The organism is Actinomyces sp. oral taxon 175 str. F0384 (genome assembly GCF_000223355.1).
In the GTDB taxonomy this organism is placed as follows: Bacteria; Actinomycetota; Actinomycetes; order Actinomycetales; family Actinomycetaceae; genus Actinomyces; species Actinomyces oris.
Genome location: NZ_AFUR01000001.1, coordinates 177,568 through 204,026, shown reverse-complemented (window position 1 = coordinate 204,026; position 26,459 = coordinate 177,568). Strand labels below are relative to the sequence as shown.

Sequence of the window (26,459 nt, the reverse complement as noted above, 5' to 3'; positions counted from 1 at the left end):
CCATGAGACGAGTCGCCTGGCGCTCTGTGCGCGCCCACGCCAAACAATTCTTCCTGACCACCTTCGCCGTCATGCTCGGGGTGGCGTTCCTGTCGGGCACGCTCGCCCTGCGCGCCTCCATGTCGGAGACCTTCTCCAATCTGACCTCCTCCACCGTCACCTCGGACCTGTACGCCCAAGGCCCCAAGATCGCCGGCAGCGGCTCCTCCAACTCGACGCAGACCAAGCCCATCGACAGCTCCCTGACCGAGCAGATCAAGCAGATCGACGGCGTCGAGGCCGCCAACCCCGGCGTCCAGATGGTCGGGGTCCTCGTGGGCTCCAACGACGCCCCGGTGACCACCACCGGCGCCCCCACACTCTTCATACCGCTGTACGACAACGAGAAGGGCCTGACCTGGGCCCAGGGCCACAAGCCTCAAGGGGCCGGTGAGATCACCCTGGAGTCCGGAGCCCTGAAGAACTCCGGTCTCAAGGTCGGGGACAAGACCCACATCGTGGTGCAGGGCTCACCCAGCGAGGTCACCGTGGTCGGCGAGTTCCACTACGAGTCCTCCATGGCCAGCGCGACGGTCGTGGGCGTGGACCCGAACTGGCTCATGCCCATCGCCGCCCCGGACGGGAAGGTGACGACCATCGCCGTCGACGTCGCTCAGGGCTCCTCAGTGGACACCGTCAAGTCCGAGATCACCAAGATCCTTCCCGACGGCGCCCAGGTCCAGACCCGCGCCGAGGTCATCAAGGAGCAGAACAAGGCCATTGAGGAGCAGCTGGGCTTCGTTCAGGTCTTCCTGCTGGTCTTCGTCGTCGTCGCGATGTTCGTGGGCTCCTTCATCATCATGAACTCCTTCGCGATGAGCGTGCGTCAGCGGGTCAAGGAGTTCGCCCTGCTGCGGGCGGTCGGGGCCTCGCCGGCCTCCGTGTTCGGCGTGGTGTTCCTGCAGGCGGTCGTCATCGGCGTCGTCGGCTCCGCCCTGGGCGTGGCCGCGGGTGCGGGGCTGCTGGCCGGACTGTCCGCGCTGCTCGACGCCGCCGGCATGCCGCTGCTGGAGGGCACAGGCCTGAGCGGGACGATCATCGCGATCTCACTGGCGGTGGGGCTGGCTGTCACCGTCGTCGGCGCTCTGCTGCCGGCTCGGGAGGCCGCCCTGACCCACCCGGTCGAGGCCATGCGCGGCGTGTCAGGTTCCCGGGAGAAGTCCCTGGTGCTGCGCACGATCCTGGGCGGGCTGCTGCTGGCGGCCGGAGCGGCCGCGATCGCCGCCGCGTGGGTGAACGCGGACCTGACGCAGCGCGGTCTCATCATGGGGCTGGGCGCGGGCGGCACCGTCCTGGGGCTGCTCATCGTCTCCCCGACCCTGGCCCGCCCAGTGGTGGCGGTGCTGGGCCTGCCCTTCCGGCTGCTGCGGCCCGCCGGCCGCCTGGCGGTGCGCAACATCGTCCACAACCCGCGCCGCACGGCCAACACCTCCGGCGCCCTCATGGTGGGTATGGCCCTGGTGTGCGCCGGCGCCACGCTGGCCGCCTCCTTCCAGTCCTCGACCTCCGACGAGATCGACAAGTCCCTCAAGGCCGACCTCGTGGTCCAGCCGGCCACCATCGGCAGCCTGGGCACCCGGCTCTCGGCCGACAAGGCCAAGGAGATCGCCGCCATCGACGGGGTCAAGGAGACCTCCTCCTACTCCATCTACGTCGACTCCGTCACCAAGCCCGACGGCAGCCAGACCCCCACCGCCACCGTCATCGTCGTCGATCCCGCCACCTACTCCAAGGCCTACGACGTCTCCGCGAGCGCCGGGTCGATGAAGGATCTGGACGCCACCCACGTGGCCGCGAAGAAGGACGAGGGCCTCAAGCTCGGGGACAAGGTCTCCGTCACCGGCCCCACCGGGTCGGTTGAGGCCACGGTCAGCGCCGTCGTCGACCCGAAGGGAACCGGCGGGAACTACTACATCGCCCCCGAGCTGGCTGCGGCAGTGGGCTCCTGGAACTCCCCGGGCACCACCACGGACCCGACCCACGTCCTGGACTCGCCGCAGGGCATGCTCCTGACCCTCAAGGAGGGCACCGACCTCGACACGGTGCGGGGCAAGGCCCGCGACATCGTGGCTGGCACCTACCAGTACGCGGTGCGCGACGCCAGCGAGATCTCCGACCAGGTCGGTCAGCAGATCAACCGGATGCTCGCCGTCCTCTACGGCCTGCTGGGACTGAGCATCGCCATCGCCATCCTGGGCATCGTCAACACCCTGGTGCTCTCGGTCTCGGAGCGCACCCGAGAGATCGGGCTCATGCGCGCCGTCGGCCTGGGCAAGGCCCAGCTGTCCGGGGAGATCATCACCGAGTCGGTCCTCACCTCCCTGTACGGCACTGTCCTGGGCGGGGCGACCGGGGTGGTCCTGGCCGCCGCCCTCAAGGAGGTCCTGGAGGATCAGGGGCTGACGAGCCTCAGCATCCCCTGGGGCCAGATGGTGGGCATGCTCGTACTCTCCGTGGTGGTCGGCGTCATCGCGGCCCTGTGGCCGGCACTGCGCGCCTCCCGGATTCCCGTCCTGGACGCCATCGCCACCGAGTGAGCGGCGTTCGCCGAGTAAGCCGAGCAAGCCCGGCGCCCCGGCCGACCCCCGAGAGGGGCGGGCCGGGGCGCCGGCACGTCTGCGCGGCCCGTCCGGCAGCTGCCCGAGTCGCGCCCGGCGCGTATTCCCGCGCCCGGTATCTTCCTTGTCACCGCCTCTGCCTCTGCCGCGCCGGCTTCCCCTCCGATAGCCTCATGCGATCATGCCCGAATCGTCCTCCCGGTCGTTCCCGACCGTCCCGACCGCGCTGTCCGCCCTGACCGCACAGTCCATGACCCCCGACGCCCCGCTGCCCCATCCCCCGTCCTTGGGGGCCGGGGCGCTTCTGCGCTGGCTGCTGCGCCGCGCCGCCGTCCCGGTCACCCTGGCGACCCTGGCGGCCTGCACCTCCAACATCATCCAGGCGATCGTGCCGGCCTTCCTGGGGCAGGCCCTGGACGCCGGCATCGAGAACGGTCTCAACGGCCGCGTCTGGGGCATCGGCGCGCTGCTGCTGGTGCTGTTCGTCGTCTACGCCATCGGGGACACGATGCTGTCCTACTTCGGGGTGACGGCCTGGATGCGCACCGCCTTCGACGTCGACCGGATCGTGGGCCGGCAGATCTCCGCCACCGGCAAGGACCTGTCCCGGCAGGTCTCCACCGGTGAGGTCGCCACCATCATCGCCTCCGACGCCGACTACCTGGGCAAGCTCATCGAGTACGTGCCGGCCCTGCTGGGGGCGGCGGCAAGCTTCCTCGTCGTGGCCGTCCTCATGCTGCGCACCTCGGTGAGCCTGGGGCTCATCGTCATCCTGGGCATGCCGCTGGTGGCGGCCATCGTCACCCTGGTCATCCGCCCCCTGCAGAAGCGTCAGGCCGTCCAGCGCGAGGCCCAGTCCGCGGTCACCACGATCACCACGGACACGGTGGCGGGGCTGCGGATCCTGCGGGGCATCGGCGGGGAGGACGTCTTCGCCCGCCGCTACCGGGACGCCTCCCAGGAGCTGCGGCGCCGCGGCGTCGAGGTGGCCTCCTCGCAGGCCACTCTCATGACCCTCCAGGTGCTGCTGCCCGGGCTCTTCGCCGCGATCGTCGTGTGGGTGGCGGCGCGCATGGCCGTGGCCGGCAGCCTCACCCCCGGCGGGCTCATCACCTTCTACGGCTATACCGCCTACCTGTCCTGGCCGCTGTGGGTGTTCACCAGCTCCGTGCAGGACTACACCCGGGCTGTCGTCGGCGCCCGGCGCCTGAGCCGCCTGCTGGAGGTGGCGCCGGCCGCCGGCAGCCTCGTGGAGCGCCTCAGCCTGGACCCGGCCGCCGCCCACCCCGTCAGCGGCGACCTGGTGGACACCGGCAGCGGCCTGCGCCTGGAGGAGGGCCGCATGACGGCCCTCGTGTGCCCCGACCCGCAGGTCTCCGCCGACCTGGCCATGCGCCTGGGGCGCTTCACCGACGCCGGCCCCACCGTGACCCTGGCGGGCCGGCCACTGACCACCATGCCCCTGGAGCAGGTGCGCGCCAGCGTCGTCGTCTCCGGCGCCACCGCCCAGCTCTTCACCGGGACCCTGCGTGAGGCCCTCGACGTGCGCGGCGGCCCCGACCCGCAGCCGGCGGGCCTGGAGGACCTCGTGCGCGCCGAGACCGAGCGCACCACCGGGGCCGACGTCGACCAGCAGGTCCGCCCCCAGGAGCGCGAGGCCCCCGGCGACGACCGACTCATCGAGGCCATCGGGATCGCCGACGCCGGTGACGTCCTGACCTCCCTGAGCGAGGGCCTGGCCGGAATGATTACGGAGAAGGGCCGGTCCCTATCCGGCGGGCAGCGTCAGCGCGTGGCCCTGGCCCGGGCGCTGCTGACCGAGGCGCCCACGCTCGTGCTCATCGAGCCGACCTCCGCCCTGGACTCCCACACCGAGGCCCGGGTGGCCGCCCAGGTGCACCGGGCGCGCGCCGGGCGCACGACCGTCGTCGTCACCGCCTCGCCGCTGGTCCTGGAGGCCTGCGACGAGGTCGTCCTCCTGGACTCCAGCGGGACCGAGCTGCTGCGCTCCACGCACCGCGAGCTCATGGCGATGGCCCGCGACGGCCACGCGCAGGCGGCCGACTACCGCGCCGTCGTCTCACGGGCCATGGGTGAGGATGCGGAGGCGAGCTGCTGATGGCACTTCCCGTCGCGCCCGGGCCCGTCGCCCTGCGCAAGACCTTCCGCATCATGGCCTCCTACCGGGGGCGCTTCGCCGTCGTCCTGGCCCTCCAGATCACGGCGGTCCTGTCCACGCTCGTGGCCCCCCAGCTGCTGGGGCGGCTGGTCGGGCGGGTCTCGGCCGGGCGGGCCGACGCCGGCTACGTGGACCGGATCGTGCTGACCATCATCGCGGTCACGCTCGTGGGGGCGCTCATCAACCGCTTCGCCCAGAAGCACGCCCGCACCCTGGGCGAGTCGGTCTTCGCGGACCTGCGCGAGCGCATGATGAACCGGGTGGTGCACCTGCCGCTGAGCGCCGTGGAGTCCGCCGGCACCGGCGACCTCGTGGGGCGCACCACCACCGACGTCTCCCGCATCGAGTTCCTCGTGCGGGTGGGGATCCCCCAGATCCTCGTGTGCGTGGTGACGATCGTCTTCACTCTCCTTGCCGCCGCCGTCGCCGACCCCCTTCTGGCGCTCGGGCTGCTCGTCATCGCCCCGCCCGTGTGGTCGATGATGCGCTGGTACCTGCCGATCTCCATCCCCGCCTACCGAGCCGAGTCGGCCGCCCAGGCCCGCCTCAACGGGGCGGTCTCCGAGACGGTCGAGCACGCCGAGACCGTGGACGCGCTGGGCATCGGGGCGCGCCGCGAGCGGGCCATCATGGCCTCCATCAAGGAGGCCTGGTCCCTGGAGCGCTACACGGCGGCGCTGCGGGTGCGCCTGTTCATGGTACTCGACGTCGCTTGGCGGGCACCCGTCGTCGCCGTCCTCCTGTGGGGAGGGTTCCTGGCCGGCCGCGGCTACGCGACCCTGGAGGCGATCACCACGGTCGCCCTGTACTCCATGGAGCTGCGCAAGCCGGTGGGCCAGCTCATGTTCTGGGTCGACCAGGTCCAGATCGCCCAGGCCTCCCTGTCCCGCATCCTGGGGGTGGAGGAGGTCCCCGACGACCGTACCCCCACCGGCCAGGAGCCCCAGGGCACGCGGATCGTGCTCGACGACGTGCGCTTCTCCTACCGGGAGGGCGTCGAGGTGCTCCACGGGATCGACCTGGAGCTCGTGCCCGGGGAGCGGCTGGCCGTCGTCGGGCCCTCGGGGTCGGGCAAGTCCACGCTGGGGCGGATGCTGGCGGGCATCAACCCGCCCACCTCCGGGAGCGTCACCGTGGGCGGGGTGTCGCTGACGGACCTGACCGAGGACGAGCTGCGCCGCCACGTGGCCCTGGTGACTCAGGAGCACCACGTGTTCGTCGGCACCGTGGCGGACAACGTGCGCCTGGGGCGACCGGGCGCCTCCGACGACACGATCCGCGAGGCGATCGAGGCCATAGGGGCCGATGCCTGGGTGGACGGGCTGCCCGAGGGGATGGACACGATGGTCGGCTCGGGGCACCTCGAGCTGAGCCCCGCCCAGGCCCAGGAAGTGGCGCTGGCCCGGCTGGTGCTGCTGGACCCGCACACGCTCATCCTGGACGAGGCCACCTCACTGCTGGACCCGCGCGCCGCCCGCACCCTGGAGCGGACCCTGTCCACGGCGCTGGCCGGGCGCACCGTCATCGAGGTGGCCCATCGTCTCTACACGGCCGCCGACGCCGACCGGGTCGCCGTCGTCATGGACGGGCGGATCGTGGAGCTCGGCACCCACGACGAGCTCGTGGCCCTCGGCGGGGAGTACGCGCGCCTCTGGCAGGCCTGGAACCAGGAGTAGCCGGGCGGAGGTGCGGTGGGGAGACCCGTGAGTCGGCCGTGCCGACGTCGGGCACCGGGCCGGTCCGCGCCGTCGGCACGGTTAGGGCCGCCGGTACGGTTCAGGCCACCCTGCCGATCAGGGCGACGATGGCGGCCCTTCACAGATCGCCGGTGGCGAAAGCCGGCCCTTATCACCCAAACCTACAAACCCGCTCGGGCCTGCGTTGTTCCACGAGGGCGCAGGCTGTGAGATTCTTAGGGTGGCGAGTCGTCCCACTGTCGCGATCCCGCCGCCTCGCAGTCAGCTGACTGCGTCCAACGCCGTGCCTCACACAAGAAGGTTCGTTCATGCCCAACAACCAGCCACCTCCCCCGCCGTCGCAGGCGACGTCGTCGGCCTCCACCACGCCTCCTCGCAGGGCCGCCGGCAGCGCCCAGCCCACGCTCGGGGAGCTCATCGCCCGCATCTCGGAGAACATCTCCGCGCTGGTGCGCGGCGAGATCGACCTGGCCAAGGCCAAGGGCCAGCGCATGGCCAAGGAGATGGGGCTGGGGGCCGGGCTGCTCGCCGCCGCCGGGGTGCTGGCCCTGTTCATCTTCGGGCTGCTGCTGGGTGCCCTGACGACCGGGCTGTCCCACGTCATGCCGCTGTGGGCCGCCTTCCTCGTGGTGGCGCTGATCCTCACCCTCATCGCCGTGCCGATGGCCCTCATCGGCATCAAGCGCCTCAAGGCCGCCAAGGCCGACACGCCGACGCCGCAGGAGGGGCTGAAGGAGTCCGTCAACGCCGTCAAGGGGGCCGTGACCTCCGGCCTGCAGAGGGGGAACGCCCAGTGAGCACCCACGCCGCACCCACGCCCGTCCCCGCCGCGTCGGCCGCGCCCGCCGTGGAGGCCGCACAGGCGGCGCCGTCGGCTGACGACGTCCTGTCCGACCTGGCGGCCAGGCGTCTGGCGCTGGCCGCCGACGTCGACGAGCTCGCCGCGCGCCTGGCCCCGAACAACCTGGCCAAGGTCGCCAAGCACAAGGCCCGCGAGAAGGTCCAGGAGCTGCGCAGCCAGGCCGTCAGCAAGGTCCAGGACACAGCCGGGCAGGTCAAGAACCGCCTGGCCTCCCTGGCCGGCGGCGGCACCGACCCCGAGGGCGGGGTCGACACCTACGACCCCAGCACGCGGACCCTCGGCCAGCGCGTCTCCCGGCTGTTCGACGACGCCCGCGACGGCGACCCCGCCTCCCTGGGGATCGTCACGGTTGCGGGACTCGCCCTGGCGGGCCTCAGCGTGACGGCGACCGTCGCCGCGGTCAAGGCCTTCCGCGCCCGGGCGGCTCGGGCATGACCAGCGGGCAGCAGGCCGGCGCCTCCGGCGCTGAGGGTGCCGGGGCCGCAGGGTCTGGGTCGCTGAGCCCCGAGCAGATCGAGGAGCGGCTGCGCGCTCAGCGCGAGGCCCTGGCGGCGAGCGTCGACGAGTTCGCCTCCCGGGTCGACCCGCGCACGCAGGCGAGGGAGGCCGGGGAGCACCTGCGCGAGCAGGCGAGCGCCAAGGCCGAGCATCTGCGTGAGCAGGCTGCGGCCGGGGCCGGTCGTTTGCGTGAGCAGGCGGAGGCCAGCGCCGGCCGACTGCGCGAGGGGGCCCGACGCTGGGCCGAGCAGGCGGAGGAGACCTGGGAGCGTGCCAAGCAGGGCGACTCCGAGGCATCGTCTCGACTCGCCAAGGCGGCCGCCGTCGCCGGAGGCGTGGTGACCGCCGGCATCGTCCTGACCCGCCTCGCCCGCCGCTGAGGCCAGCGCCGCACACCGAGAACACGCAGCCTCTCCCCATCAACCACATCACCCACCCGCCGAGGACGCACCATCGGGCTCGCGGACTGCATCCCTGGGATCAGTCCTCAGCCCCTAGGGTGCGTCCTCGCTTCGCATCGGCGTTCCACCGTACTCCAGCGCCAGGAGCCAGTCGTCCGCATCGGGAACTGCGATGTCCGCCGGGGACGTACTTCTCCTCCAGATCACTGTGTTCAAACCTCAGTGACCTGGAGGAGAACGCAGTCCTCGATCACAAAGTACGTCCTCGAGGGTGCGTCCTCGCGCACTGATAGTTGGGAGAACAGCTTCCCGTCATACCTGAGCAAGGCAGTAGGGCGCGCTCCCACCAAACAAGATGTGTCCCAAGCCGCACCTACGCTGTCTGGCCCTGTACCTCGAGTTCCCCTAACCTCATCCCATAACTCCCCGCCGTCCTCCGGGACTGGCGGGGTCTATTTTTCTTTGCAGGAGGCTACTCGTGGCCCTCAAAATGGCGGTCGTCGTTGACTACCAGAACGCCCACCTCACGGCGGCAGGCCTGTACATGCCCGGGCGTCCTCCCGAAGACACAGGCCCGCCGGCTCTTCTCTCACTGATCCCGCACCGGCCCGCAGGTCACAGATCAGTCACTGCCCCGAATTGGTCTCGACCACCTGCGCCGGCGTCCTAAAATCACTTCCGTGACAACGGCGCCCACGACTCCCCAGGATGCGGTGACGGATCCTGCTCCTTCCCTCCCTTCTCTTGATGTCGCTCCGGGCTCTGTGGTCCGGGTGCGCGACGAGGACTGGCTGGTAACTCAGGTCTCCACCACGTCTGACGGCATGCTGGTGACGGTGCAGGGCCTGTCCGAGCTGGTTCGGGACACGACGGCGCAGTTCTCCGCTGGTCTTGACCACATCGTCCCGGTGGATCCGCGCCACACCCGGGTCATCGCGGACACCTCCACCCGTCACCGGCTCTCGCGCCTGTGGCTGGAGGCGACGCTGCGCAAGACGGCCCTCCCGGCGACCTCCACCGACCTGGCCGTGGTCAGTGACGTCCTCGCCGACCCGCTGGCCTACCAGCTGACGGCGGTTCGCCAGGCCCTGGACCCGGCGAACCTGCGCCCGCGTATCCTCCTGGCTGACACCGTGGGCCTGGGCAAGACCCTGGAGATCGGCATGATTCTGGCCGAGCTCGTGCGCCGCGGCCGGGGCGACCGCATTCTCATCGTCACGCCCCGTCACGTGCTCGAGCAGATGCAGCACGAGATGTGGTCGCGCTTCGCCCTGCCCTTCGTGCGCCTGGACTCGGTGGGCATTCAGCGGGTGCGCCGTTCGGTGCCGGCCTCACGCAACCCGTTCTCGGTGTTCCACCGCGCGATCATCTCCATCGACACGCTGAAGTCGGACCGCTACCTCAACCATCTGCGCAAGCAGCGTTGGGACGCGGTCGTCATCGACGAGTCGCACAACGTCACCAACAAGGGCACGCTCAACAACCGGCTCGCGGACATCCTGGCCCGTCAGACCGATGCCCTTATCCTGGCCTCGGCCACGCCCCACAACGGCAACCCGAAGTCCTTCGCCGAGCTCATCCGTCTGCTGGAGCCGACGGCGGTGCGCGCGGACGGCTCCCTCGATGAGGAGGCGGTGCGTCGTCTCGTCATCCGCCGTCACCGTCACTCCGACGAGGTGCGCGACGTCGTGGGCGGCCGCTGGAAGGAGCGGCTGACTCCGGTCAACAAGCCGGTGAAGCCCTCTCCGGCTGAGGACGCGGTGGCCGGCGAGCTGTCACGCACCTGGCTACACCGTGACGGCGCCTCGGCACCGGGTGGCCCCAAGCCCTCCGCCCGCGGCGGCGACTCCCTGTTCGCCTGGACCCTCGCCAAGTCCTTCCTGTCCTCGCCTGCGGCCCTCATCCAGACGATCGACGAGCGCCTGGCCCGACGCCGCAGCCGAGCAGCAGCAGCTGGCTCCACCCCGGAGCCCTCGGAGCAGTCCCAGGCGCTGACCCGCCTGCGCGAGCTGGCCGTGGAGGCCAACACGACGGCCTCGGGCAAGTACCAGGAGCTACTGGCCGAGCTGCGCCGCATCGGGATCGGCCCCAGGTCGACCGAGCGCGTCGTCGTCTTCGCCGAGCGCATCGCGACGCTGACCTGGCTGGCCGAGCACCTGCGCGAGGACCTGCGCCTGCCCGACGATGCGGTGCGGGTCATGCACGGGAGCCTGTCGGACGTGGAGCAGCAGGAGATCGTCGAGCAGTTCCGCCAGGCCCACACGCCGGTGCGCGTCCTGGTGACTGGCGACGTCGCCTCGGAGGGCGTCAACCTGCACGCCCAGTGCCATGAGCTCATCCACTATGACATCCCCTGGTCGCTTATTCGCATCGAGCAGCGCAACGGCCGCATCGACCGCTACGGCCAGTCCGTCTCACCGCAGATCACGACCCTGCTGCTGAGCCCATCGGACACGCACTTCTCCGGCGATGTCCACGTCCTCAAGCGCTTGATGGAGAAGGAGGATCAGGCGCACCGGGCCCTGGGCGACGCCGCCTCCCTCATGGGCCTGTACTCGGGCGAGCGTGAGGAGAATGCGATCCGCGATGCACTGGCGGCCGGGAAGGACATTGACGTCGTCGTCCCCGACGCCGACGACACCCTCAACCTGGATCCGATGGCGGCCCTGTTCGCGAAGCTGACGGGCACGGCCGAGGCCAAGGGCGACGGCGCTGCTGCCCCCACCGATGCCAAGGACTCTCCTGCTGCTCCAAGCAATCCCAGCGACCCGGCCGGTCCAGCCACCGCCACCCAGCCCACTGCCCCGCTGGCGACGTCGACGCTGTACGAGACCCAGCTGGACTATCTGCGCCAGGCCCTCACCGAGCTTTATGAGCGCCCCGAGGAGCCCGAGCAGCGCCAGACCGGCGGCGGGGGCGTCTCCTGGCGCGAGCACGGCACGCAGCACGTGGTGGAGATGGTGCCCCCGGCGGGGCTGCGCCATCGCCTGTCAGTGCTGCCGCAGTCCTACCTGCGTGAGCGCCGTGTCCAGGAGCACCTCAAGCTGGCGACGACGCAGACGAAGGGCGCACGTCTTCTCACGGAGGCCCTGAGTGACTCCTCGGACTCCTCCTGGCCGGAGGCTCACTACCTGGGGCCGCTGCACCCGGTGCTGGACTGGGCCGGCGACCGGGTGCTGGCCAAGCTCGGCCGCTCCTCAGTGTTCGCGGTACGCGGCGACGTCGACTCACCGACCGTCCTGCTTCTGGGGACTCTGACGAACCAGGCGGGCCGGACGGTGTCGATGGTGTGTGTCAGTATCGCCTTCCCCTACCTGGACCTGGCGGCCGCGCAGTCGGAGCTGGATGCGGGCCGGCCGGTCGAGGCGGTGCCGATCGGGCAGGTGCACGACTCCCCCACCGCCATGTTCGAGGCGGTGGGCATCTCCCGGCAGCTGCGGAACTCTGGGCCGGTGACGCAGACCAGTCTGCTGGAGGCGCTCATCCCTCCGGCGGTGGATACGGCTAAGGACCACATGAGACTGACCCTCGACGCAGCGGAGGAACAGGCGACGGCTCGGGTGGAGGCCTGGGCGGAGCGCGCGAATGCCTGGGATGACGAGGCCGGTCGCCTCATCCAGAACCGCCATCTGCGCGAGCAGCGGATCACGGTGGCTCAGGAGCGCGAGCTCAGGAAACAGCACCGGCCCGCGCACACGCTGGTGCGCCCGCTGCTGGTGGTGGTGCCGCAGGACTTCGGGATGGAAGGGGATCTCTGATGGCGGTGTCGGATGCGCTGGTCGTCGGCGAGGACTGGATCAGCGAGCACTACTTCACGACCGACGCCACCAAGGAGTCCTTCCTGGCGCGCGTGCTGGAGCGTCGCAAGGAGTGGGAGGCCCTGGAGAAGCCGGCCGATCCCGGTACTGCCTCGACGCCGACGCCTCGCTCCCGGTTCCGTTCCGAGCGCTCCCGCTTGGAGGAGCTGCTGGCGGCCCTTCCCGCCGACGACGCAGGCTCCCTGACCGGCGCCGCCCTGGAGGCGGCCGGCGAGCTCGATGCGCTTCTGCGCGAGATTCTGGGCTTCACGTCGTCGGAGTACCGGCTGACCGAGCGGGGTCCGGTGACCCTGGTGAGGCCGGTGGGCGATGAGGGCCCGGCGCCGCTGGCGCTGCTGCGCGCCCGCCCGGTGACGACGGTGGAGGACCTGCTGGTCAAGGACGCCCCCACGCTCGCTGAGGAGTGGCAGCCCGTGGACCTGGGGGACCCCGACGCCCCGGTCCTGGAGGGAGCCGAGCCGGTCGAGTCAGTGTCCCGGGCACTGTCGACGCTCATGACGGATGGTCACAGCCCGGCCTTCGCCCTGGTCCTGGCGGGCCAGTGGGCGCTGGTGGCGGAGCGGGAGCGGTGGCCGGAGGGCCGCTGGCTGGCGGTGAACGTGCAGCTCGTCGTCGAGCGTCATGAGGCCACGCGCGGCGGCGAGGTGGAGCGGGCGCTGACCTGCCTGGATGCTCGTTCTCTGCTGCCGACGGCGGAGGGCGAGACGTGGTGGGCGGCCACCTTGGAGGACTCGGCGGCCCACACGGTGGGGGTCTCGAAGGATCTGCGTGAGGGCGTGCGCTCCTCGATTGAGATCCTTGCGAATGAGGTGGTGCGCCGTCGCGCTGCGCGGGGGCTGGAGCCGCTGCCCCAGGAGCGGGCGCAGGATCTGGCCCTGCAGTCGCTGCGCTACATCTACCGGATCATCTTCCTGCTGTATGCGGAGGCGAGCCCCGAGCTGGGGGTCCTGCCGGTGGGCGCCACCGAGTACGACGCCGGCTACGGCCTGGATCGTCTGCGCGAGCTGGCCTTGAGGGAGTTGCATGAGGAGTCGGCCCTGGCGGGCACGCACATTTACGAGTCCTTGGACCGACTGTTCCACCTGGTCGATGAGGGGCACAACGAGCAGGTGCCGGCCGCGCAGGAGGGCAGCTTCGATGGATTGGTCTTCCGGCCGATGCGCGCCGACCTTTTCCGCCCGGCGGCGACTGCCCTCATTGACGAGGTGGGTCTGGGCAACGGGGCGCTGCTGCGGGTACTGCGCCACCTGCTGCTGACTAAGGAGAACAGCAAGGGCGGCCGTGGCTTCATCTCCTACGTGGAGCTGGGTATCAACCAGCTGGGCGCCGTCTACGAGGGGCTGATGAGCTACTCGGGTTCCTTCGCCACCGAGCGCCTGTGGGAGGTGGCGCCGGGCGGGGACGCCTCGAAGGGCTCGTGGGTGGTGCCCGAGGACGTCATGGAGGGCCTGGAGGAGAAGGACTTCGTGACGGTGGAGGATGAGGTGACGGGCGAGCGCCGCAACGTCACCTATGAGAAGGGCCAGTTCGTCTACCGGCTTTCCGGCCGGGACCGGCAGCGCTCGGCTTCCTTCTACACCCCGGAGGTGCTGACGCGTTTCACGGTGCAGCAGGCGCTGGAGGAGCTGCTGGATCAGGATGGGCGGAAGACGAGTGCTGAGGAGATTCTGCATCTGACGGTGTGCGAGCCGGCGCTGGGGTCGGGGGCCTTCGCGATCGAGGCGGTGCGACAGCTGGCGGAGCAGTACCTCTCGCGGCGTGAGCGCGAGCTGGGCCGGCGCGTGGACCCTGAGGAGCGGCCCCGGGAGCTGGCGAAGGTGAAGGCATATCTCGCCCTGCACCAGGTCTACGGGGTGGACCTCAATGCGACGGCGGTGGAGCTGGCGGAGGTGTCCCTGTGGCTGGACACGATGGTGGAGGGGCTGGCGGCCCCCTGGTTCGGGCTGCGGCTGCGGCGCGGTAACTCCCTGGTGGGAGCACGCCGGGCCCTGTACTCGACCTCCCAGCTGAAGAAGCGGGCCTGGCTGTCGGCCACGCCGGTGGCCGAGCCGCTGAGCCAGGTGGCGGCTGTGCTCGACGACGCCGATGTCGCCTCACGGCACCGGATCGGTGGGGCGCTGGACGTCTCTGGGTGCATCCATCATTTCCTCCTGCCGGCCAAGGGCTGGGGCAGTGCGGTGGAGGCCCCCAAGCAGGTACGGGACCTGGTTGATGCCGGCAGGCTCAAGGCCCTCAAGACATGGCGTAAGGACATCACGAAGGCACTGAGCACGACTCAGGCCTTGCGGCTGACGGCCTTGGCCCGACGCGTGGAGGTCCTGTGGGAGATGACCTTGCGGCGCCTGCGGGTGGCGGAAGCGGAGGCCTCGCGCCGTATCGACCTGTGGGGCCGCGAGGCGCAGGAGGGCTCCGGTTCAACGGTGTCCCGTGAGGAGATTGAGGCCTACCTGGCGGCACCGGGTTCGGCGTACCGGCGGCTGCGGCTGGTCATGGACGCGTGGTGCGCCCTGTGGTTCTGGCCGCTGACCACGGATGTGACGCCGCCGAGTCTCGATGAGTGGCTGGGCGCGCTGGAGGGGCTGCTGGGCAAGCAGGTCAAGGACGCCAAGGGCACCGATGGGACCCTGGTGGATGCTTCCTCTTGGGCGGAGCTGGAGACCATGGAGGAGGTTGAGCTCGGTCTCGCCGGAGCCCGCAAAGTGCAGTCGGTTGTTGACGAGCATGAGTGGTTCACCGTGGTTCGGGAGGTAGCGGAGGCACAGGGTTTCTTCCACTGGGAGCTGGACTTTGCCACCGTCTTCGCCCGCGGCGGCTTCGACCTTCAGGTAGGGAACCCGCCGTGGGTGAGGCCCGACGTCTCGGTCGAGACCCTTCTGGCCGATGGCGATCCCTGGTGGATGCTCACGAAGAAGCCGTCGCTTGCGGACCGGCAGGAGCGCCTGCCGCAGACTCTGGCACGTCCTGGCGTCCTCGCCACAGTGCTCGACGGGGCCGCCGAGACTGAGGTCCTCGCTGAGTTCATCAGCGACCAGACCGTTTACTCAATCATGGAAGGACGCCCCGACCTCTATCGGGCCTTCATGTGCCAAGCCTGGGAGCACCAGAGTGGGCGGGGCATCTCTTCACTCATCCATATGGAGACCCACTTCACCGACGCCAAGACTCCAGGACTCCGCGCCGCTACCTATCGGCATTTGCGCCGGCACTGGCAGTTCATCAACGAACTCCATCTATTCGAAATCCAGAACCAAAAACAGTACGGCGTCAACATCTACGGAACGGAGCGGGCACCATTATTCCTTCACGCGACATCGCTGTACCATCCCGAGACTGTGCAGCGCTCCCTCGTCCACGATGGCAGCGGAGAGGAACCAGGATTCAAGGATCCACACACCGGGACCTGGGACTTACGGTCACACGCAGCCCGAATTCAGTCTGTTGACGAATCTACGTTGACGACCTGGAGAACGGTGACCAAAGCCGACGACTGGCAGTCCACACCTATGGTGTCGACAGTCAATTCCGCAGCATCACGCACGCTCGCAACACTGGGCTCCCGACCACGCATCGGTGCTCGCAGCCTCCAGTTCTCGACTGGCTGGAACGAAACAACAGACTTTCAAAAAGGGCTGTTCTCAAAACAATGGGGACCAGCATCCTGGAAAAATGCGATCCTTCAAGGATCACATCTCTATGTATCCACGCCGTTATACAAACAACCAAACCAGACGATGGCTAATCAGCGCGACTGGACTGCAACCGACCTGGAGTCCCTTCCTTCAAGCATTCAGCCAGTTACCCAGTACAAGCCTGCGGGTGACCATGCCACCTACGACCGCCTCTACACCCACTGGCGCAATCACTCCGCCTTCGAATACTACCGCGTAGCTTGGCGCAACATGGCGCCACTGACGGGTGAACGCACTCTTGTTCCATCAATTATCCCTACAGGAACCGCGCATCTCCAGTCCGTGACATCGACATCCACACCCACGAGCAGCGTGCATTATATCCCGATGATCGCAGGCGTTTCTTCATCGCTCATTTCTGACTTCATGATTCGAGCCGCAGGGCGTGGCCACATTAATGGAGCGGACTTCTCGCTTCTACCGTCGCTTGACACGAGCCACTTCCTCACTATGGCGGTCATACTCCGAGCTCTTCGTCTCAACTGTATATCCGATGTTTACGCGGACCTGTGGGCCGAATGTTGGCATGAGTCATTCATGACTGATTCTCCGATTCTGGAACGTTATGACAAGCGTCCGATTGGTCCGGAGTGGACTGCGGATACGCCCTTGCGTCGGGCGGAGGATCGTCGTAATGCTCAGGCGGAGATCGATGTCATGGTGGCGATGATGCTGGGCGTGCCGATCGAGGACTTGTGCACGATCTACCGCACCCAGTTCGCGGTGCTGTACGACTATGACCATGGCCGCGGCCAGGGCGCCTACGTCTATGACGCGAACGGCCGTCAGCTACCGACTCCAGTCCGCCAGGCCTGGGAGAAGCGCCAACGCCCGACCGCCAATGAGGACATGCCATTATCGGAGCGTACTCACACCCATCCTGGCTCTGGCGTCTCCTACGTCTACGACCTCCCCTTCCGCATCCGCGACCGCGAATCCGACTTCCGCCGCATCCACACCGCCCTCACCCAGAAATCCGCCTGAACACCCTAATCTTTCCCCTCACATGAACCAGATTAGAGGCTTCAGGCATTACATCGGAGATCTATAGAAACTGCCCCATCAAGACCAACATTAGTTCACATACGGACCAAATACATGCTTCATCATACAATTTACTTAATCCATTAATCGGCAACAGGGAACAGAATCCATGACAGAAATACCCAAATCACCCTCGCCCCAACCCACCACCTTGGACACAAACGCCATACCCCTAGGCGAGCGCTCCTGGCACGCAATCCTTCAACACGTCATGGAATTCGGCGATGAAGCCGAAACCTCGTACTTGGAGATAAAAAGCGCACTGGACATCAAAAGCGTTCGAGGAGCAGCACACGCCAACAAGCACGCAGTGGCTAAGATCGCTAAGTTTCTACTCGGCGCCGCAAACCGATCACCCAAGGACGCAGCTCGATATTTTCAGGGATACGCAGTTTTAGTCATTGGCGCCGAGAAGGGACAGGCCCTCGGAGTGCCTCGCGGCATAGAACTGCATGACTTAGAGAATTCACTTCGTCCTTATCTGGGCCCAAAGTTTCCTAATTTCGAACTGGGACGAATCACCCTTAGCGATGAACGGGAGGTGCTACTTATTATCGCTCCACCTCCAAAGGATGGAGAACAGATCTACCCATGCTGCAAGAATTACCAACCCGAAGAAAGGCGCGACAACCTCCGCGATGGCGCCATCTACGTACGTGGATCAAGCAGTACTCGGGAGGCCCGGCACGAGGAGGTCCTCGCTTTAGTAGAACGTTCACGAGACCGAAAGAAGCCTCCGATCGACCTCGAGGTTAGTCTAGACGGACCAATATACCGAGTAGGCGAAATAGATGACACGCTAAATAGATTATACGATCAAGAAGAGCAACATTTTAACGAGAGAATCGCGGAGCAGTATAGGCGCGAAAACAATACTGTGTCACGATTCCCTTTCATGCAACCCCTCCCTTTCGCGAAACCGATGACTGGCAACGAAATGGAAGAGGCGCTCCGAGCCTGGAAGGACGCACGCCCTGAGTACATCTCCACTGGACGGCAACACTTACTTGGCGTCAGCCTAGATTTCTCTCGCATTCAAGTGGTTAGCCACGGCAAGTTCATTGCCAAACCACAGCTATCAGTACATTTTTACGGATGCGAGATTTTAGAATGGAACGACCCAGATAATGCTGATTTAGAGAAACTGGTTGAGCCAGTCATACACAAAACGGACGCCTTCGGATACAGGATTGACACTGGCACTCTTTCAATCAATATACCCCATCGGGAGCCAACCTTTGGCAATGACCCCAATAAAGCATGGATGGCCTTTGACACAGAATCATTCCGCCCCAACACGCCATGGCACAGCGGAAGCAAAGAATGCATCCTCGTTGCTCGAGACATTTCATCCGAACACATAGAGGCCACATGGACGTTAACTGAAGATGGTAATGACGAAGTAGTGACAGGAGGTTTCACCATCAAAACCGAACCGCCTGTTTCTGCAAGCGATCTGGTGTTACATAATTTTTTAGAACGAAACTTCACATAATACCGCTTCACCTAACTCCTCTTACAATGCGGAAATCTTGTATGACACACATCCGAGGCGAAGGCGGTATGCAGATCACCCTCGTCGAGGATCGCAACCACACAATCAGGTTTTCCGGCGAATATTAAGTTCCCTGTTGCGACAAGATCATCAAACTCCTCATCGGGCGGGAATTCAGCAATTTCACGGCGGCGCGATTCATGCTTTCCGCTCTCCAGAAAACGCCCGGTCGTTACACTATCAGACCAACGTAGCACTAAACTCAGGGTCCCGGCGTAAGTTGACATCATTGGATATGCCTGCCTGTGGCGCCTTTCTCAGCAACGCCAATGTTTTTGGGATAACAGAAATGGCGAGGAGATGGGAGGCTGCACCCAATTCAAAGGAGCGACGTTCAAATGTTCACAATGACATAAACTTGTTAAGAGCACCCACCGACGATTTTTTATACCTCGGATCGAACTACCTGCAGAATTCACAGACGACCTCAGGCGGCGTGGAAACGTTTATTCGCACCTTGGCGAGTCATGCCCAATACATCCCCGATCGCTTGCCATGACAGGCCAACATCGCGTGCAACCATCACAGCCTCATCCAGCTCACGCTCGGCGGCACGAAGACGTATCTGCGCGACCGCAATTCTCGCGAGAGCGGGATCGCCGACCGTAGCCACAGGATCCGGGCCATCCCCGTTGTTGGCGTTTTCGATCTCGTCAAGCATCTCTTCGACGGTCTTCATACTTCACTTTTTCCTCAAGAAGTTCTCGCGCACAGCCATAGCACGAAGCGCAAGATCTTCATTATCATTGGCGCGGAACTCGAGCAAGCGACCGACGAAAGATTTCGACGATAATGACGCTAGCAGTCTGACGGATGATCTAGTGCGGGGCACCCGTCGCTACCTTCGGCGATAGACCTCACGACGGTGACCAACGGCGAGGACGAGAACTACCAAGACTCCATCATCGATTTCGTAAATGATGCGGTAGTTGCCGGTGCGCACACGCCATTCACCATGCCCTCCAACGAGCTTCTTGGCGCCAGCTGGGCGGGGCTCCTGAGCAAGCAACTCGACGACAGCTTGAATCCGGCGTTGGGTGCGGCCGTCCAGCTTGCGCAGCTGACGGGCGGAGGCCGGGCTGAACTGGATCTGGTAGGTCATGCGAGCCCGAGGTCAGCCTTGACCTCGTCCCAGGGGATGGTGCCGTGCTTTGCGATCTCAGCTCGGGCGGCGTCGGCAGCCTCAATGTCCGCCAGATCCTCCGCCGCCTGGGTAAGCCGCTCCAGGTCATCCGCGTCGATCACCGCGGCCACGCGGCGGCCCCTGCGGGTGAGGAACACAGGCGCATGGGTCACCCGGGCGTCGTCGATGACATCGGCGAGCCTGTTGCGCGCAGCGGTAACAGTCATTTCAGTCATAAAAGACATTATGGACGAAAAGTGCGGGAATGTACATTCCGTTACTAACAAGCGTCTCACCCCTCACGTAGCCTGCGGTAGCCTCTGACCTGCGGGATCACTCCCGGAACAACGACGATCCGCGCGAAGTGGCGCCGGCCCCAGCAGACACCACTCCCGAACACCATTCGCCGCATCCACCCCACCGCCCATCACCACCACGCTCCAGCTATGACGCTCCTCCTCCCTAGCCTCCAGGCCGAACGCATCCGTCGGTCCATCGTCGACTACCTCTCGACGACCTTCGCCCTCACCGACGCCGAGCCACGGCGCGTACTCACCGACTTCCTGGAGGACGAGAAGCAGGGAGTCTTCGTCGGCCCCTTCGTCCGCCTGCGCCTGCCCTACCTGGCCGCGAGCGCCCGCCCCGGCACAACCGACCCGGCCCACCCCACCGACCGCCCCCTCGACTGGGACCCGGGCCTCACCCCTTACCAGCACCAGGAGGACTCCTACCGGCGCCTGACCACTAAGGGCGGCCACCACCCCGAGCCGACCATCGTCACCACCGGCACCGGCTCAGGTAAGACCGAGTCCTTCCTCCACCCCGTCCTCGACCACGTCCTGCGCGCCCGCGCCCAGGGCGTCACCGGCATCAAGGCCCTCATCCTCTACCCCATGAACGCCCTGGCCTCTGACCAGGCCAGCCGCCTCGCCAGCCTCATCACCAAGGATCCCGTCCTGGCCGGCGTGCGCGCCGCCATCTACACCGGGGACTCCTCCGCCAGCCCCCGCAAGCACGTCACCGCCGACTCCCTCATCACCGACCGCTACGTCATCCGCGACAACCCGCCGGACATCCTGCTCACCAACTACAAGATGCTCGACCAGCTCCTCCTGCGCCCCGAGGACCGCGAGCTGTGGCGGGCCTCAGCCGGGTCGCTCACCTACCTGGTCCTCGACGAGTTCCACACCTACGACGGCGCCCAGGGCACCGACGTCGCCATGCTGCTGCGGCGCCTGGGCCTGACCCTGCGCGCCCACCTGCCCGCCGATCACCCCCGCCAGGAGGCCTTCGCCTCCGCCCCACTCGGCCCCGTGTGCCCTGTGGCAACCTCCGCCACCCTCGGGGACGGCGGCGACCCCTCCCAGATGCTCGCCTTCGCCCGCGACGTCTTCGGAACCGACCTGCCCACCAGCGCCGTCGTCACCGAGACCCGCGCCGCGCTCGACCAGTGGGCCGCCACGCACCGCCAGGTGGCCGAGTCCAAGGGCCTGGCCGACCGCGCCCTGCGCCTGCGTTCCCTGCCCGGTGAGAACCTGCAGGCCCTGGCGCGCCTCGCCGAGGCCGGCTCCCCCAACCCCGAGGAACTGCTCCGCGGCGTCGTCGCCCACCTCTACGACCTGCCCGAAGAAGTGGAGGACACCCTGGACGCCGCCGGCCTCGCCTCCGCCCTCCAGGCCCACCCCGACGTCCTGGACCTCGTGCGCACCGCCGAGCACTCCACGTCACTGGCCGACCTCGCCCGTGGCCTCCTGGGCCCCATCCCCGAGTCGGGCCTGGCCCGGCGGGTCCTCTCCGCGATCCTGGCCGCCCTGTCCGTCGTGCGCGCCGGACTCGACGGCAACCCCGACCGCAGCGCAGTCAACGTAGAGGTCACCCTGTGGATCCGGGAGGTCACCCGCGTCGACCGGGCCCTGAGCTCCCTGCCCTCCTTCCGCTGGGCCGACGCCGCCTCCGAGCAGACACAGGTCGAGGAGCCCGCGCGCCCCGCCCTGTACTGCCGCTCCTGCGGGCGCTCCGGCTGGGGCATCGTCCTGGCCCCCACCGGCCAGAAGGAGAAGGACGACCAGAACCACGTGCGCCGCGACCGCAAGTCCGGCGACCCCCGCTTCCGGGCCCTCCTGCACGCCCCCGGGGAGGACGCCGACTACCGCACCCGCGCCGAGGCCGGCGAGATCAACCTGGAGGCCCGCCACCCCGGGCTGCGCTGGTACTCCATCAACAGCCGCGAAATCCTCACCCGCCGCCCGGACCAGGAGAGCACCGAGGCCAAGGAGGGCCTCGTCCTGCCGGTCCTCATGCTCACCGGGGACGAGCGCAGCATCACCGAGGACTCCACCAACGACGTCTGCCCCTCCTGCGGGACCAAGGACTCCATCCGCTTCCTCGGCTCGGCCGTCGCCACCCTCCTGTCGGTGTCCCTGACCACCCTGTTCGGCGACGACGCCCTCGACAACACCGAAAAGCGTGCCCTCATCTTCACCGACTCCGTGCAGGACGCCGCCCACCGCGCCGGCTACGTCAACCAGCGCTCCCACACGATGAGCCTGCGCTCGGCCCTGCGCGGGGCGCTGCGAGCAGAGATGCCCATTGAGGAGTGGGCCGAGGCCACTCTCGACGACGCCCAGGCCAGCGCCTTCGACCGCTACCGGCTGGTCCCCGCGGCCCTGTCCGAGCACCAGCGATTCAAGCCCTACTGGGACCCGAAAGCCCCGGCCTCCAAGCGCAGCCGCGCCAAGCCGCACGTGCGCCGTCGGCTCCTGTTCGACATCGCCCTGGAGGTGGGGCTCCAGTCCACCTACGGGCGCACCCTGGAGGCCACCGGCTCGGTCACCGTCCACGTCAGCGCCGGGCGCGCCAACGCCCTGGTGGCCCTTGCCCGTCAGGCCCTCGGCACCGACCAGCAGGGCGTCCTCGACGGCTTCAAGGACACCAGCGACGCGGACCTGCTCGCCTGGGTGCGCGGCACCCTGGAGCACATGCGCCGCGAGGGCGCCATCGACCACGAATGGCTCTCGCACTACAAGCGCGACGACGGCAAGCGCCTGTGGATCTGGTACAAGCGCGACCGCAATCAGGGCCAGCCGGCCTTCCCCACCGGGCGCGCCGCCCCGGCCTTCCCCCAGGTCGGCGGCGGCCTCGACACCCGCAAGTCGGCCTTCACGCCAGTGGGCTCCTCGAAGTCCTGGTACGCCACCTGGGCCCGCAAGTGCCTGGGAGTCGTGCCCACCCACGCCTCCCGTCTGGCCTGCGCGCTCCTGGCCCACCTGGCCGAGGCCGGGATCCTCAGCGTCACCACCACCGACTCCGGAGGCACCGTCTACGGGCTGCCGGCCGGCCGCGTCGTCGTCTCCCCGCTGCGGGAGACCACGCGCGAGGCCCTGCTCCTGGTGTGCGACACCTGCCGCACCCAGCTGCCCGCCGCCATCGCCACCGTCGACCAGCTCGACAGCGCCCCCTGCCTGGCCGCCACCTGCCCCGGCCACCTGAGGGCCCAGCCGCACCCAGCCGAGAGCTTCTACCGCAGCATGTACGCCGGGGCCCACGTGCGCCGGGTCGACTCCCACGAGCACACCTCCCTGCTCGATGCCAAGGAGCGCGCCGACGTCGAGACCGGGTTCAAGCGCCCCACACAGGTGCCCGGTGACCCCAACATCCTCGTGGCCACCCCCACCCTGGAGATGGGTATCGACATCGGGGACCTGTCCACCGTCATGCTCGGTTCCCTGCCGGCCACCGTCGCCTCCTACGTGCAGCGGGTGGGCCGCGCGGGCCGCCGCAGCGGCTCGGCGCTCGCCCTGGCCTACGTGCCCGGCAGGCGCAGCCAGCTCCCGATCCTCGAGGCCCCGGATCGGCTCCTCAACGGCTCTGTCGCGCCGCCGTCGACCTACCTGGGGGCCGAGGAGATCCTGCGCCGCCAGTTCCTGGCCTCCGTCATCGACACCCTCGCCCGCGAGAACCACCCGGCCATCCCCTCCGGCGGTCACGGCGGCGGCACCGCGAAGACCGCCCTGGGTGCCACCGGCGAGGGCTCGCTCATCACCACGCTGTGCGAGCGGATCGAGCGCGACGGCGCCCTGCTGGTACAGGCCTTCACCACCGCCTTCCAGGAGCGCACGCCGGCGCTCGACCGGCTCAGCAGCTGGGTGACCCAGGACGCCGGCGCCGGACCCCGCGAGATGCTCCAGCGCGCCGCGGCCGAGCACCGCGCCGAGTCCGAGCAGCTCCACCGCCAGGAGCGCCAGATCCGCGAGGCCCTGCCCGAGCTCAAGGTCGCCGCCGAGCGCCCCAACGCCACCGAGGAGGACAAGCGGGCCCATCGCTCCGCCGAAGGAGCCCGGAAGGCGGCCGAGTCCCGGATCTTCGACCTGGATCGTGAGCACTGGGTCTCGGCCCTGGAGCGCCACGGCATCCTGCCCAACTACACCCTCATCGACGACTCCGTGCGCCTGTCCGCCCGCGTCTCCTGGCGCGACCCAGACGACGACGAGTTCCACTCCGAGCCCTGCGATGTCGATCGAGCCTCCGTCCACGCCCTGCACGAGTTCGCCCCAGGCGCCACCTTCTACACCCGCGGCCTGGAGATGGAGATCGAGGGCATTGACGCCTCCGACCTGAACAACCAGGCCCAGTGGTGGTTCTGCTGCAAGGCCTGCGGCTACATCGACGTGCGCGAGCCGCAGGAGACCCGGCCCGCCGCGCCCACGGAGTGCCCCAGGTGCCGCGACACCGACATTGCCGAGGTCGGACGGGCCCGGCGGGTCCTGCGCCTGAGCCGGGTCTTCGCTGACGTCTCCCAGGACGACGCCCGCATCGGGGACTCCAGCGACGAGCGGCTCCGCACCCACTTCGAGGTCCTGCCCCTAGCCGACTTCGACCCCACCCGCGCGGTGCGCCAGTGGAACGTGGAGGCCTCCGGGTTCGGGGTGACCCGCTACCGCGGCATGAACCTGCGCTGGCTCAACACCGGGCGGCCCCTGGCCGGCCAGAGCGTCGACCGGGTCTCCGGCAACGCCCTCTCCTCGCGGGACTTCCGCCTGTGCGAGGCCTGCGGCAAGCTCGACACGGACACGCGGGCCACCTCCGCCCGGGAGCACCGACCCTGGTGCCGCTACCGCAGCGACTCCGCTGAGCACGTGATCGCCGTCGATCTCATGCGCGAGCTGAGCACCGAGGCACTCGCCTTCGTCCTGCCGCTGGGTTTCGCCACCGACCGGGTGGGGGTGGACTCGCTGGCTTCCGCGATCCTCCTGGGGCTGGAGATCACCACCGGCGGCTCCCCCGACCACCTGGGCATCGCCTCCGTCCCCCACCCCGTGGCCGGCGGCGCCCCCGGCGAGACCCGTCCCGCCCTCCTGCTGCACGACACCGTGCCCGGGGGCACCGGCTACCTCACCGACCATGACGACTCCAGCCGGCTCTGGAACCTCCTCATTCGCACCGGCCAGCGCCTGGAGAACTGCCCGTGCCGCGCCGAGGGCAAGGACATGTGCCCGGACTGTCTGCGGCCCCACGCCGTCTCCGCTGAGGTGACCCGCGCCGCAGCCCTGCACGCCATCGGCCAGCTCTTGGGACGGGAGAACAACAGCGCCCAGGACACCGAGGGCGTGTTCGCCGAGCTCGACCCGGACCTCCCCCAGTGGACGGTCACCGACGAGGCCGTGCGCGCCGGCACTGGGGAGAGCCCCCTGGAGGTGCGCTTCCGCGCCGCACTCGCCGAGCTCCTGGGCAGGAAGATGGCCGTGCGCACCACCAGCGACCCCTCGGGTGCGCCCGCGTTGGAGATCGACGGGGGCCGCTGGCGGATCCGTCCCCAGCTTGACGCCCGCGGCACCCGCCCCGACTTCACCTGCCTGCGTCCCGGCGGGCGCAGTCCCATCGCCATCTTCACCGACGGCCACAATTTCCACGCCAGTCGCAAGTACAACCGTCTCGCCGACGACGCCGACAAACGTGCACGCCTGCGTGCCGCCGGCTACCGGGTCATCTCCGTAAGCGTCGAGGACCTGGACGGGCCGTGGAACCCGGCCTGGCTGAATGAGGCCGCCGTCGCCCAGCTCAAGAACGGCTCCCTGGGGGCCGCGCGTGCCGGCGGCGTCACCGACCAGGCCATCGACGCCTGGCGCGGCGGGCCAATGGCGCTGCTGGAGACGATGCTCAGCGATGACAACGAGGACCCCGAGGCCAGTCCGACCACCGCCGCTCTGGCGGCTTTGGCCGACTCCGCCTGGGGACCGCTCATCGTCGGCGCCGCCAGCCACCTGCCCCTGGGACAAAACGCGTCCCTGCGGTACTCCTCCACCCAGGGCACCGGGGCGGACCCGTTGTGGGAAGCGTTGCGCGTGCTGCAGCCTGAGGCCGAGCTGCCCGAGCCGGCTGGTGCTGCTGATGCCGCAGGCGCTCCTGCGGCATCGACGCACTCCGGTTCGGTTTTCGCCATCCCCCACCTTGCCCTGGCGGTCCAGCTCACCGGTACCTCCACCACAGGGATGGCCCTCGTGCTGGACGACTCCGATGAGGCTGTGGGGACTCCCGAGCACTCGGAGGCCTGGCTGGCCTGGCTGCGGCTCAGCAACGTGCTCGCCCTGGCTCAGGTGCCCGTGGACATCACCACGACTAGCCGGGCCCTGGCCGAGCTGCGCGCCCGCGCCCAGGCCGAGGTCGCTGTGGCGGATGTCGCCGGCAGCTCAGCCACCATGAGCGATCTCGGTTGGGACAACGTCGACCAGGACCTCACTCCCGAGCCTGTCCTGGCTCTTCTGCCCCACCTGGCTGCGGCCGGCCTCCCCCACGAGGGCGACGGCATCGAGGTTGGCGGCATCATGACGGACCTGTCCTGGGCTGCTCCCAAGGTTGCTGTCCTCACCGAGCCGCTGGACGGCGACGAGGAGGCCCTGACGGCGGCCGGCTGGCGCGTCATCGTCACCGGCGACGATCCGGCCCGCACCGCCACCGATATCTGCGCGCTCATCCCCGAGCTCCTGGAAGGACACTGAC

Annotated in this window: 13 protein-coding genes; 10 read left to right on the top strand and 3 right to left on the bottom strand. The window is 68.1% G+C overall.

What is annotated here, in order from left to right; translation table 11 throughout:
- Nucleotides 1–2 precede the first annotated feature (2 nt).
- The 9 genes from HMPREF9058_RS00780 (at nt 3) to HMPREF9058_RS12860 (ending at nt 18,280) form a co-directional block, all read left to right on the top strand.
- A complete protein-coding gene (locus HMPREF9058_RS00780) occupies nt 3–2,576 on the top strand; it encodes an ABC transporter permease (RefSeq protein ID WP_009406138.1) in 2,574 nt (857 codons plus the stop codon).
- A gap of 271 nt (nt 2,577–2,847) precedes the next feature.
- Nucleotides 2,848–4,716 carry an ABC transporter ATP-binding protein gene (locus HMPREF9058_RS00775; RefSeq protein WP_009406265.1) on the top strand — a complete coding sequence of 623 codons (1,869 nt, stop codon included), beginning with the start codon at nt 2,848–2,850 and terminating at the stop codon, nt 4,714–4,716.
- Nucleotides 4,716–6,452 carry an ABC transporter ATP-binding protein gene (locus tag HMPREF9058_RS00770; RefSeq protein WP_009405607.1) on the top strand — a complete coding sequence of 579 codons (1,737 nt, stop codon included), beginning with the start codon at nt 4,716–4,718 and terminating at the stop codon, nt 6,450–6,452. The genes HMPREF9058_RS00775 and HMPREF9058_RS00770 overlap by 1 nt, the downstream gene beginning before the upstream one ends.
- A gap of 329 nt (nt 6,453–6,781) precedes the next feature.
- A complete protein-coding gene (locus HMPREF9058_RS00765) occupies nt 6,782–7,270 on the top strand; it encodes a phage holin family protein (protein ID WP_009405738.1) in 489 nt (162 codons plus the stop codon).
- Nucleotides 7,267–7,770, top strand: coding sequence for a DUF3618 domain-containing protein (locus HMPREF9058_RS00760; RefSeq protein WP_009747535.1), 504 nt, complete (start codon nt 7,267–7,269; stop codon nt 7,768–7,770). Before HMPREF9058_RS00765 ends, HMPREF9058_RS00760 begins: the two co-directional genes overlap by 4 nt.
- Entirely contained in the window at nt 7,767–8,213 is a 447-nt protein-coding gene (locus HMPREF9058_RS00755; protein WP_009406238.1) for a DUF3618 domain-containing protein, read from the top strand. Before HMPREF9058_RS00760 ends, HMPREF9058_RS00755 begins: the two co-directional genes overlap by 4 nt.
- Before the next feature lie 701 nt (nt 8,214–8,914).
- Complete coding sequence (locus HMPREF9058_RS00750) at nt 8,915–11,992, top strand: helicase-related protein (RefSeq protein ID WP_254654017.1); 3,078 nt, start codon at nt 8,915–8,917, stop codon at nt 11,990–11,992.
- Nucleotides 11,992–16,725, top strand: coding sequence for a hypothetical protein (locus tag HMPREF9058_RS00745; protein ID WP_009747352.1), 4,734 nt, complete (start codon nt 11,992–11,994; stop codon nt 16,723–16,725). The genes HMPREF9058_RS00750 and HMPREF9058_RS00745 overlap by 1 nt, the downstream gene beginning before the upstream one ends.
- A gap of 169 nt (nt 16,726–16,894) precedes the next feature.
- On the top strand, nt 16,895–18,280 hold the full coding sequence (locus HMPREF9058_RS12860) for a hypothetical protein (RefSeq protein WP_009405740.1): 1,386 nt from the start codon (nt 16,895–16,897) through the stop codon (nt 18,278–18,280).
- Nucleotides 18,281–18,767: 487 nt separating this feature from the next.
- On the opposite strand, the gene HMPREF9058_RS00740 is transcribed toward HMPREF9058_RS12860, so the two are convergent.
- The 3 genes from HMPREF9058_RS00740 to HMPREF9058_RS00735 form a co-directional block, all read right to left on the bottom strand.
- Complete coding sequence (locus HMPREF9058_RS00740; protein ID WP_009406328.1) at nt 18,768–19,019, bottom strand: hypothetical protein; 252 nt, start codon at nt 19,017–19,019, stop codon at nt 18,768–18,770.
- A gap of 159 nt (nt 19,020–19,178) precedes the next feature.
- Nucleotides 19,179–19,442, bottom strand: coding sequence for a type II toxin-antitoxin system RelE/ParE family toxin (locus tag HMPREF9058_RS12855; RefSeq protein ID WP_009406325.1), 264 nt, complete (start codon nt 19,440–19,442; stop codon nt 19,179–19,181).
- Nucleotides 19,439–19,699, bottom strand: coding sequence for a type II toxin-antitoxin system Phd/YefM family antitoxin (locus tag HMPREF9058_RS00735; protein WP_009747519.1), 261 nt, complete (start codon nt 19,697–19,699; stop codon nt 19,439–19,441). The genes HMPREF9058_RS12855 and HMPREF9058_RS00735 overlap by 4 nt, the downstream gene beginning before the upstream one ends.
- Before the next feature lie 210 nt (nt 19,700–19,909).
- Here HMPREF9058_RS00735 and HMPREF9058_RS00730 point away from each other — a divergent pair, with 210 nt between their 5' ends.
- The gene (locus HMPREF9058_RS00730; protein WP_009406042.1) at nt 19,910–26,458 is read left to right on the top strand and encodes a DEAD/DEAH box helicase; all 6,549 of its coding nucleotides are present in this window, start codon (nt 19,910–19,912) and stop codon (nt 26,456–26,458) included.
- Nucleotide 26,459 lies beyond the last annotated feature (1 nt).